The 10,873-nt window shown below is 34.8% G+C and carries 8 protein-coding genes and 1 pseudogene; 6 read left to right on the forward strand and 3 right to left on the reverse strand.

What is annotated here, in order from left to right; genetic code table 11:
- Nucleotides 1-59: 59 nt before the first annotated feature.
- On the reverse strand, nt 60-1,433 hold the full coding sequence (locus AC2JBO_RS10780; protein WP_496953648.1) for a GTPase: 1,374 nt from the start codon (nt 1,431-1,433) through the stop codon (nt 60-62).
- 302 nt (nt 1,434-1,735) lie between these two features.
- Here AC2JBO_RS10780 and AC2JBO_RS10785 point away from each other — a divergent pair, with 302 nt between their 5' ends.
- From AC2JBO_RS10785 to AC2JBO_RS10805, 5 genes are all read left to right on the forward strand, one after another.
- Nucleotides 1,736-2,374: a hypothetical protein gene (locus tag AC2JBO_RS10785; RefSeq protein WP_496953649.1), complete on the forward strand. Its 639-nt coding sequence runs from the start codon at nt 1,736-1,738 to the stop codon at nt 2,372-2,374.
- Between the two features lie 116 nt (nt 2,375-2,490).
- Entirely contained in the window at nt 2,491-2,883 is a 393-nt protein-coding gene (locus tag AC2JBO_RS10790; protein WP_496953650.1) for a hypothetical protein, read from the forward strand.
- 116 nt (nt 2,884-2,999) lie between these two features.
- A complete protein-coding gene (locus tag AC2JBO_RS10795; protein ID WP_496953651.1) occupies nt 3,000-3,374 on the forward strand; it encodes a hypothetical protein in 375 nt (124 codons plus the stop codon).
- 98 nt (nt 3,375-3,472) lie between these two features.
- Entirely contained in the window at nt 3,473-4,510 is a 1,038-nt protein-coding gene (locus AC2JBO_RS10800; RefSeq protein ID WP_496953652.1) for an ATP-binding protein, read from the forward strand.
- A 500-nt stretch (nt 4,511-5,010) separates the two neighbouring features.
- Nucleotides 5,011-6,747 (forward strand): NACHT domain-containing protein, encoded by a 1,737-nt coding sequence (locus AC2JBO_RS10805; protein WP_496953653.1) that lies wholly within the window; start codon nt 5,011-5,013, stop codon nt 6,745-6,747.
- Nucleotides 6,748-7,358: 611 nt separating this feature from the next.
- Here AC2JBO_RS10805 and AC2JBO_RS10810 read toward each other — a convergent pair.
- Nucleotides 7,359-7,619 (reverse strand): annotated as a pseudogene (locus tag AC2JBO_RS10810) (ISAs1 family transposase); the annotation flags it as partial.
- Nucleotides 7,620-7,646: 27 nt separating this feature from the next.
- Nucleotides 7,647-9,071 (reverse strand): IS4 family transposase, encoded by a 1,425-nt coding sequence (locus AC2JBO_RS10815; RefSeq protein WP_496953654.1) that lies wholly within the window; start codon nt 9,069-9,071, stop codon nt 7,647-7,649.
- Nucleotides 9,072-9,723: 652 nt separating this feature from the next.
- Between AC2JBO_RS10815 and AC2JBO_RS10820 the strand changes: the two genes are divergently transcribed.
- The coding region (locus AC2JBO_RS10820; RefSeq protein ID WP_496953655.1) for a DEAD/DEAH box helicase at nt 9,724-10,873 on the forward strand (1,150 nt) is incomplete at its 3' end.

Here is a 10,873-nt window from a genome sequence, read left to right on the forward strand (position 1 = left end):
TTGAGAAATTTATTTACCTGGCAGCAGAAGTCTCTCATTCTTCTGTGGCTTTAATGGTTTTAGCATTTTGTTTTGAGCCGAAAATAGTGTTCTTCAGCGCGTTTTGCACAGCGTTTAATCACGGCTTCTTGGCTTTCGGCGCCCCAAGAGCAATCATTAAGAACGTATTCGATAGTAACTTCACCTAAAATCACTGCACGCCGATACTTGAAGTAAGAGAGTCCTGTTAAGTCTACCGCGTATAAAACTAGCGATGCGACTGGAAATACAGGTAGTAGAGAAGCTGTGATGATGTCAGCAAGCACCGAAGCTGCGAAGATAACACCAAGTGTTTGAGCGCAAGCTTGGAGTAGGTTAGATGTAACCTCTCCAGTGATACCCTTATCTTGCTTTTTGCCCATGATGAGGAAGATACTGTAAACCATACTTGCAAGAATCCCAGGAATTGCAATCAAACTGTCAAAGGGGATAAATCCAGAAGCAGTACAAGCGATAGCAAACCAGTTAATTACTTGACGAGCTACTTTTTTTCGAGCTTCTATGATGGAATTACGGATGCTGTCTAGGGCAAGTCCGGCTTTTTGAGCGGGGTCGAGAATGTTTATAACATCCCCGAAAGTACCAGCGCTGTTGTATAAAGCTTCGAGAAGTTGAGGAATATTCTGCCGCACCATCAAATCACTTTCTTGGTCATAGGAAGCAGCACTCCCGAAAACAATATATTGAGGAGAAGTAACAAATCGACTCATTTTCTCAATAATGCGTCTAGAAAGAATCTTTTTATCTTTCTCTGGCATCGCCATTCTATCCCATTTGTTGACAAAGACAACTCTTGGATAACTTGGGGTTGCCTTACACACTACATTGAACAAATCTAGTTCTGGTTGAGTTGGTTCCCCATCAATTACAAAAACATGCCCGTGAGCTTTTTTTGCTTCTTCAATAGCGATGTCCTCTAGTATCTTGCCATCGAGGATACCAGGAACATCAACTAACTGCCAGGGAGAGCGTGTAAAGTACCCAGGTTCAGTTGTCGTTCCCATTTCTACACCTGTAAGTGCTTGGTCTGATTCTAAAAGCGAATTTAGAACAGAAGACTTACCAACTGCTGCTTTCCCGAAAAATGCGACCCATACTAAGCCATTTTCCAATCGTTCGAGAAGCTCATCTATCTGGTTAAATTCGCGCTTAAACTCTTCTATTTGCTCAGGTTTAAGTTTTTTAGGGAGTTCTTGCAGAATTTCTTGAAAAGCTGATTTTAACTCAGTTCTAATTTGCCTTATTTCTTCCTTAGCCATTTGCTCGTTACTGTATATATAGGGTACTTTTTCTCCTTTCGCAGAAAGAATTTGCAGGATTTTAGCTTTGTCCTCTGATGATAGGTTAGAGTTTGACAATATTATTTGGATTTGTTCGATTTCTTCCTTATTCATTAATACCCTTCAAGATTAGTTTCACACCAGTTAAATTCCTATTCATCCCTCAGATGCCGAATTTTACAGAAATGGGGAAAAGTCAATTTAACCAATTTCAATAACTTAAAATGTAATTACTTTGTTGTATATAGCTTTTTGTAGTTATTTTTGTATAATTTTGTATTTTGAGTGTAAAAAATACAAAACCCTACACAAAAAACTACAAATTACTATAGACGCATGAATTGTACTTTGATAGGCTGGTAGCAACAAACGTAAAAGGCTAAGTGAAGCTACTACTATAAAAGAGACAATTTCTTATGTTTCAAGACTTTGAATTTAAGAATGGTGTTTTTTCTGCTACAGTTCCTACTCATGAATTAGATAAAATACTGTGTACTCAGCAGTTACTTAACGAAAGTCAAGGGCGCCAGCACGATACGCAGTACAATGAAATAGACATCACTAACTTGAGAGGTTCTTATACTCACGGTGGGTATAGAATTGATGGGGATTGGAAACTTCAACATAGGGAGCTACTTCTAAATAACCCTATCCTTGATAGAAAACACTATACTCCTTGGTCAGTAGATGCCGGGACTTTCTATCAAAAAATTCTAATTACAATTAGTAATGGGATAACTAGTATTCAAAAGAGTGAGATTGAAGTAAAACGTCAGAAGCAAGGATTGATGAGAGACCTTCTTAGTGATTATTTTATATATGGAGCAGGTAATTTCCGAGACAAATTTGTACAAAAGCTCAAAAATAAAGTTCAGCACTTTGACGGACAAAAAATTGCAGATAAATTAATTGAAAATGGCGTGCATAAATTGGTTGTAAGTAAAATTCCGTTCATCAGTGAATCAAAAACTATTGAATTAATCAAGATTGCTTCTAAAAATATTAGTGTAGAGTTTAATTCTACAGGTTTAAGAATTTATTCTCCCCTAAAGTAAGCTCAAGTCTAACACTACACTTTCCTATGTTTTTTCCTACATTTTTTATTGCAAAAAAAGATAATATTTTGCTAAATTGGTTTCAATAACAACACAATCAATTTGAATAAATTGCCATGACAATTCAACAAAAATGGGCTGATTTTAAGGGTGGTAGCGCCAGCTACATCAATGGGCTACTATCAAAAGAAAATGAATCCGTAGATAAGCTATTAGGAATTCACCCTCCTACGCTGGATAAATACACATATGAATCTGTTATAAAGCATATTACCGAAATTCGTTTTAAAGATGAAGAGGTAAAACAAGCTGCTGTTTTACGTCAGCCGTACCCACTTGATTCACAATTAACACATTTAGTTATCATGTGTTTGGATAAAAACAGCAAACCATTTCCTTACTCTAAAGGAATGTCTTATACGGTAGAGTTTCTAATTCAATCTGTAGACGAAGAGTTAACTGAAGCTCTTGATGAATCAAACAACATACTGTATTTTCATCTCAACTAAATAAAGAAAAAAACGCCTTTTTTCTTTACCTCATATCTTGCGCTTACCCTGCCTATTAGAAATGAGTAAAGAAAGGTGCCTACGTCAAAAATTAAATTTAAACCAAGGAGACTTCTATGGCATACAATTTGACACTTCTATCTACTAGCCAGTATTTAGCTGTTTTTGACCCTATCAGTTGGTTGGTTGCTCATTGGGGTGTAAGTACTGCAACTGCTATTTTGATTGCTGCTGGTGGAGTTGTAATTATAGTCTTCCTTACGTTAGCAATAGTAATAGGGTGGATTAAACAAATTCGTCTCGAACATCGTCAGACTAAGTATACAAAGATACTACATGATAACCAAATTCAAAACAACATTAACATAATTACTGTTGTTTGTATGGATAGCAATGGAAAAGTGACAGATGGAAGAATTTTTAAAGCCGAGAACATTGATGATGATTTAAAGAAAATACTAACTAATAACACTGTTATTAAACATAGCTAATTTCGATTACGTCGGTGTAAGGATTACTTCTTAACCCTTACACCAATTTTCCTATCAGCTTTTGTACCTCGCAAAAAAACATCTTTTCTAAGTTAAATATGGATAATAACCCCAGTATAATCTATAAAGGTCTTCCTGAAGCAGAGCCACAACAAAATGCTATCTTAACTGCTAGAGTGTCAACTGCTTTGAATAGTTTCATTAATAAAACTGGAATTAAAAATTTCAACATTAGTATTAGCATCAGTACTCCACCTCGGTCGTCTACTTACATTGAATCCTCTTATCCAAAATTAACAGACAAAACAAATACCCCATTAAATGAAGAGTTTTCTATTGAAGAGCGCGCTTCTAAATACAAGACCTCAGAAGCAAAACACTTTTTTGACCAGTTAGTTGTCCCCGAACAAGTAAGGGAAAATATCTTGTTAGCTGTAAATTTTACAAAGGTAAAATCTAAAGTCTTCGATGAATGGGGACTGAAGCATATTGAGCCTCATCCTCGCAAGGCACTCAATCTTTATGGTGCGCCAGGGACAGGAAAAACACTAGCTGCACATGCTATTGCAAACAAAATTGGGTGCCCAATTTTGAGTGCTAGTTATGCTCAAATTGAGAGCATGTATCATGGCGAAGCTGCTAAAAATCTTGAGGCATTATTTCTAGCAGCACAGATACAAAATGCTTTATTGTTCATAGATGAAGCAGATTCATTGCTTTCCAAGCGACACACAAATGTAACTCAAGGTTCAGAGCAAGCCACTAACTCAATGCGTAGTCAGTTACTGATGTGCTTAGATAAGTTTAGTGGAGTTGTAATTTTTTCTACCAATCTTGTAGAAAATTACGATAAGGCATTTGAGACAAGGGTACACCACATAAACTTCCCCATGCCAGACTTAGCTTGTCGTCGAGAAATTTGGAAAAGACACCTTCTCCCTCAAATGCCTCTAGCGACAGACGTATCTCCCGAAGAACTTGCCCAAGTGGATGATGTTTGCGGACGGGATATCCAAAAGGCCGTCATTGATGCAGCTATAAGAGTTGCCATGAAAGGCAAGGAGTTGATTGTACTTAAAGACTTACTTGACGAGATTAACCGTATTAAAGCTTCACGAATTAACAACCCTCAGTAAATGGAAGTTTGAGTGTATGTGGGTTCATCTGCGAATCCATATACATTTTTTAATTTCATACCTCAATGAACGCAACCCCAAGTTTTTTGCAATCACCGGACACAAATTGATAAGTATTACTTATGTACGGTCTGCTTTAGATAATCATTAGCCTTACAAATACTCATGGTAGATTATGCTTTATAAATATACAGCTAATTATTACTGTTCACCTTTGAACAAACTTTTTAGTTTGTAAATGTTAGTTTACTCGATGTCTTGGGAAATATATATATAACGCAAGTAAGGGGCATCATATTACTAAGGCTGCATGTAAAGATAAGTTGTACAAATTTGATTTGAATTTGAATAGCTTGCTATATCATGCTTTCGCATGAAATCTATCATCCAATTTTTAGGTAAATTATAATAGTATAATTATGCTTTGGCTTATCAGTACTATTAGTAATCTGATGACTAACTTTTGCTAGAAACATACTTAACATCTAGAAATTTTAATTATGCAACAACTACATTCTTCAGAAACTTCAGAAACTTCAAAAACTTCAGAAACGATAGATAAAATTACAAAAGCAGTATTTGATCTGATTAGTGATACTATTCAAAACTCAGAGTTAAATAAAGATGAATTAAAAACAATAAAACCACTTAATACTGAACAAACTTTCATATTACAAAAAGTTCTTTGTATACCAGGTGCTAATTACAGTGATGAGAAAGTAAAAGATTATTTCAAACAATATAGTGTGCCAGAGGACAAAGCTCGCCAAGTCGGCACACAAATATATAATGTTGTAAAAAACTGCCTAGAAGCTACAACAGGCATAACGCTAACAATTGAAAAGGGAAATTTTGTAGTAGAGATTGAAAAATATATTGACTGGAAAAAATTACAAAATGCTTATGACTTAATTGCAGATATTCGTAATAAATTTCTACCGATATTAAGGAATAGATGTAGTAGGATAAATATACTTGGTACATCTATTAATACAAGGAAAAGTCATAAAATTGGTGATTTTTTTGTAAACTTATCACTGAAATATAATGATGATGTAATCAAATTTAGTAAATTGGAAGATGAAATAAAAGAAACTCTAGAAGTTTCATCAGGTTTTCATAAAATACTTATACAAGGTAAGCAAGGTTCTGGTAAAACTACTTTACTTAAACATATCGCTATAAAGTTTGCTGAAGATAAATTGGAGCATACATGTGTTCCTATTTTTATTTCACTGAAACGGTTTAGTGAATCAAAAGATTTTCCTGATTTATTTGAGTTTTTAGCGAGAATTTTTAGTAATGAGAATGTATCTCTTGAACAATTAAGAGAGATATTAGTGAAAGGGAAAGCATTACTCTTACTTGATGGGTTAGATTCTAATCCCGGCATTCATACAGCAGTTAGCGAATTTATTGAAAAATATAGTTCCAATACATTTGTGATTACTTGTAACAAAGAAGAATCTCATCTAAGTGATTTCAAAACTTATAAATTACAAGGATTTAATCAAGGTGACATTGGAAAATTTGTTAAACATTGGTTTAGTCAAAAGAACAAAACTCCGTCTCAAGAATTTCAGAATTTAATTAAAGATATTGATAAAAGTGAGAATAACTCAATTAAAGACTTTGCAAGTAGTCCATTACTTTTACAATTTCTATGCTTAATTTATCTAAACGAAGATAAAATAATTGAGAATTTAGGTCGCATGTGTCTTTATCAAAAAGCAATGTTTGCCTTGGTTAATGATTTGGATGAAGAAAGTGGTTTTGATCCACAAGATGAGATATACAGAAATATTTCATCGCTAGAAAAAGTGAATTTGATATCTTATTTAGCAATTAAAACTCTAGAAACAGGTAAAGATTATATACCTGTTGGTAAATTAAGTGAACATGCAGCAGAATTTATTAGTAAACTTCCTGGTGCAAAAACTAATTGGGATACTTTGCTAGAAGAAGGTAAAGCAGTAATCCAATCTATAGAAATTCAGGATGGTTTATTAGTACAAAAGCTTTGGGGTGACTATACTTTCGCTCATACAACTATTCAAGACTTTTTTGTTAGTTCGCATATTAGTTCTAATTTGAATCAATGGGAAACTTGGTTATCCCGTAAAGATAATCCACGTTGGCAAAACATTTTTAAACAAGCAAAACAACTGTTAGAGTGTAATAAAAATCCTCTTGACCATTTAATCTGTGACTCTAATCATAAGGACGGCGCCACCTAGTACCGCTTGGCGCAAGTAAGCATACTATTGTAATCAACGAAAATGCAGCGGCTTATAACCCTTGAAAAAGGTCTATACATTTACGCCGAGCGGTACTAGGCTGTTGCCTCTGTACCTTTTTTGGGATTTGGTTCATGCAAAAAACGTAGATAGTCATGATGGCTGAAACCTTGTTTTTAGTAGGGTTTTAACGAGAAATTAAACACCGCGAACAAAAGTCCCATAAATTGCCCAATTTTCAACAAAGTCAACAGCCTAGGTGCCACCCACATTCTACAGAGTGCAAATAAAGGTAAATATTCTTTTTTTGCGTTCTTTGCGTGCTTTGCGGTTTATTACCAGGGCGAACGCATCTTAATTTCAAGCTGGGTGTGGCTTTGCCACACCCGCGCCTTAAAACGCAAGTATTTCAACGACTTAGATATTATTCTATAAGGTTATGATTTAGTTTATAAAAACACGCAAGTATGAAAACCATGTTGATAAATAGAAGATGGATTAAAAATGCCAAAGAAAGTATAAATAAATACTGTTTTCCAAGAAAGTAGACATAAAATACTGCGATTTCAAGACAATCAAGAAATCTAAACTATTTATCATCAAGAATATTGCTAAAACAATAAACTTAAAATTTGGGTAAGATAGTTATTATCCATAGCAGCCAAGAATTGTTTATTTTTAATTCCTAACTTTTTACTCTTATCTTGAGCTAATAAATTAACTGCGATCTGGCGGAGAATAGCAAAATTTTGTGGAGCATTATCCTTTCTAATTTTACAATCATCTTCTTTCATTGCAACGTCTAGTATCCAATGTAAAGAATTTTCGATACCCCAATGGCTGCGGACAGATTCTCCTAATCTTTTTGCATTTAAATCCAATACCCGTGAATGAAATTCTCAAGCAGCCTCTGGAATGAGTATTTCTAAATCTTTCTCCAAGTCTCTAGTTTCAGACTTATGGGTTGAGTTTTTGCGCTTAAACTTAGACATCTTGATTTTGACAACACGCGGATTAACACGATTTCTTCGGGGTCGGTCAATTTCAGATTCGGAGATTAATAACAATAAATAATTGCTTTGGATTTCTCTAAGTTTCACAGAAGCATAGATGACAAATCGTATAGCATCTATAACCAACTGTAAAGATTCAAGAAAGCTTAAAAGCAAAGGGTCTTTATCAAATTTATCAGCAGCTTGATACATTAAATCTCTAAGTAAATTATATGCTATTAACATTCCATAAAGCTCTTGCTCAACTAACTCTGCTTTTTTACTACGGAAAATTGTTGGCATTTGTCCTTTGAGTGTTGCACATTGATGTGTTTTGATTTCATCAAAACTAATTTCTATATCCCATCTTTTATGATAATGAGTAACTAATTCCTTCGCAGAAATTTTTTGGTCAAGGATATTAGTAATTAATCGGCAGGGTCGAAACCCAGGAATTTGGTACTCAATTACTCTTACAATTATACTTTCTTGATTCCATTTATTCTGCTTTGATGTAGAATTTTGAATATCTAGAATTTTTCCATTAATTTGTGCTAAATAGCTTCCGTCTGGTAAACGTTTGCCAGATATAGCAGAAAGTTTAAGATTTTGGCTTACTTTAATCAAAAAGGCACATTCTTTTGATTGAATAGTCAAAATTGTGAAAAAAGAATACAATCCCGCATCAAGTAAAAATAATAGGTTTTTTCTATTTATTGTTGCTAATATTTTTAGCATTAAACTTCTTTCCCCAGTACCTTTACCTTGGCTTCTACCATATGATACATCTAGAATTAGACGTGCCGATGCCGCAAGCAAAGTTAGTATTCTTACTCTCGGAAAAGCGCTTTCACCTCGACCAGATTTTGATTTCCCAAATTGTTCACAGTTACTTTTAGTATCAGGCATTGTACCTGTAGTTCCATCAAATATTACTGTAATCCATTCATTAAAATCTGGCTTTAACGTTTTAAAACTATCTGTAATTGTTTTAAAAATCACTTGAAAAACTGTTAATCCTATACGTACTCTAGCATGAGTTATTGCACCCTCCGCAACAAGTTTTTTAGGGAGAAAACATGACAACCACCTAATGCCTGACAACATCCAATCCATCACTGATAGATAGCTTAAATCACGACGAATAGTTGAGAGTATTACAAACCAAATTACAAATGTTGGCGCCAAAACTGTTCCTTGACGATATTTACTTTGCTCCATTTTTATCAAAGACTCTTTAATTACGCTTGATAAATGTGAAGCAAATGACTCAAGATTATACTCCTGGGTAAGTTGAGCGAGATTTTGATGATGCTTTTTTTGGATTCCCATAAACACTCTTTTGCCCATAGATGACCTTTTTCTACACTCAGATATAATTGAGCTTTTGTCAATATTTCTTTTCATGACTATTTATTAAACCTATCTTAAAGATGGTTTTGCTAAACCTGACTCTTTGTAAAAGTTATCGTGATTAAAAAACTCTAAATATCATATATTGTTAACATTAACTTAAAGGTTTAATGTATTCGTAATAGTTAACTAATAAAAATCAGTCAAAATAAATTATTTATTCTCTATGTTTTCAGTATTTATAATAGAAAATATTGAATTACAGTGCTATTGATTTTTGTAAAATTATTATTGTTTATTAATTTCATTCACGGGTATTGAGCTTAAAATTAAGATGCGTTCGCCCTGGGTTTATTACTCTTAGCTCTCAATGCGATGATATTTGTTGGGTTCCGCAAAGCCTCCACCCGACCTACAGTTCTTAACCATTTATATTCTTACTCCATATCGATATATAGTTATTTAAAATAAACCATCCGTTACATCCGTTTATCATCCGTTGCCAATAGGCACCATTACACACCTCAAATATAAGATTGGCAGGCAAGGATGCCTGCTCCACAAGAAATGGATTATACTTAGATAAACTTACTGTTTTTATATAAATCTATAGTATCTATAATTACACCCAATGCTGCCAGCGCATCTTGCTGAAAATATCCGCCGTCAGGTACTTTATTACTTACAGTCCACCTTTGATTTTCGAGATAAGGGTGTAAATGTTGCCTTTGAAAAGTTTCTCGAAGACTCTGAGCGCGGTATATTTAAAGGTGCGTGGGTACAGTTACGGCGCCCTTTTCGTCCAGCAGCAGATGGTTATAAACCCCCTTTTGATTGTACTGTTCCTTTTCACCCTTTTGTTCATCAAAGTCGAGCTTGGCGCCGTCTTTATAGTAAAAACCACAAGCCTGAACCTACTTTAGTTACAACTGGCACTGGTTCAGGAAAAACTGAATGTTTTTTATATCCTGTGCTTGACCATTGTTTACGGGCAAAAGCCAGCGGACAAAAAGGTATAAAAGCAGTTATTTTGTATCCAATGAATGCGCTTGCGTCTGACCAAGAACGACGTTTTGCTAAGGCTATTTGGAATGACCCTATACTAAAAAATGCTGGTATTCGTGTTGGTACTTATACAGGACGTAATGACTCTGGAAACCCCGCTTCTAATAACAATGGTGATGTTAAAATGGGGGAAGACCACGGTATTACGAATCATGAAGTTCAATTAGATAATCCACCGGATATTTTACTCACTAACTATAAAATGTTGGATTTCTTGCTGTTACGACCGCAAGATGCACGACTTTGGCGGTTTAATGATTCTGATACGCTGCAATATCTCATTTTAGATGAGTTACATACTTATGATGGCGCCCAAGGTGCTGATGTTGCTTGTTTAATTCGACGATTAAAGGAAAGACTTGATATTCCAAAGGGTAAGTTGTGTGTTGTGGGAACGAGTGCAACTATGGATGAACGTGACCGCAGTGACCGCGCGGGTTTTATATCTATGGATGCTACAGAAACTGGAGGCGACCGTTTGGCACGTTTTGCCAGTACAATCTTTGAAGAGGATATTCCCACAGAAGCGGTGATTGTTGAAGACCGTTTGACTGTAGAAGAAATTGTTAAGCCTGATGAATGTTTAATTTCTCTTGATTTACCTAGTCCTGATGACTGTGAACCTTCTTCAGAAGAAGATGCTACTACTTATGCTATTCGTCAAGCTAAACTTTGGGGTAGTCCAGTATTTTCTAACACAACACACAAAGATTATA

Source organism: Calothrix sp. CBUCES-K 9914 (assembly GCF_059640475.1).

What these genes read in the sequence shown, in the direction of transcription:
- AC2JBO_RS10780 (WP_496953648.1), bottom strand. Translation starts at nt 1,433, where the DNA reads ATGAATAAGGAAGAAATCGAACAAATCCAAATAATATTGTCAAACTCT.
- AC2JBO_RS10785 (WP_496953649.1), top strand. Translation starts at nt 1,736, where the DNA reads ATGTTTCAAGACTTTGAATTTAAGAATGGTGTTTTTTCTGCTACAGTT.
- AC2JBO_RS10790 (WP_496953650.1), top strand. Translation starts at nt 2,491, where the DNA reads ATGACAATTCAACAAAAATGGGCTGATTTTAAGGGTGGTAGCGCCAGC.
- AC2JBO_RS10795 (WP_496953651.1), top strand. Translation starts at nt 3,000, where the DNA reads ATGGCATACAATTTGACACTTCTATCTACTAGCCAGTATTTAGCTGTT.
- AC2JBO_RS10800 (WP_496953652.1), top strand. Translation starts at nt 3,473, where the DNA reads ATGGATAATAACCCCAGTATAATCTATAAAGGTCTTCCTGAAGCAGAG.
- AC2JBO_RS10805 (WP_496953653.1), top strand. Translation starts at nt 5,011, where the DNA reads ATGCAACAACTACATTCTTCAGAAACTTCAGAAACTTCAAAAACTTCA.
- AC2JBO_RS10815 (WP_496953654.1), bottom strand. Translation starts at nt 9,071, where the DNA reads ATGGGAATCCAAAAAAAGCATCATCAAAATCTCGCTCAACTTACCCAG.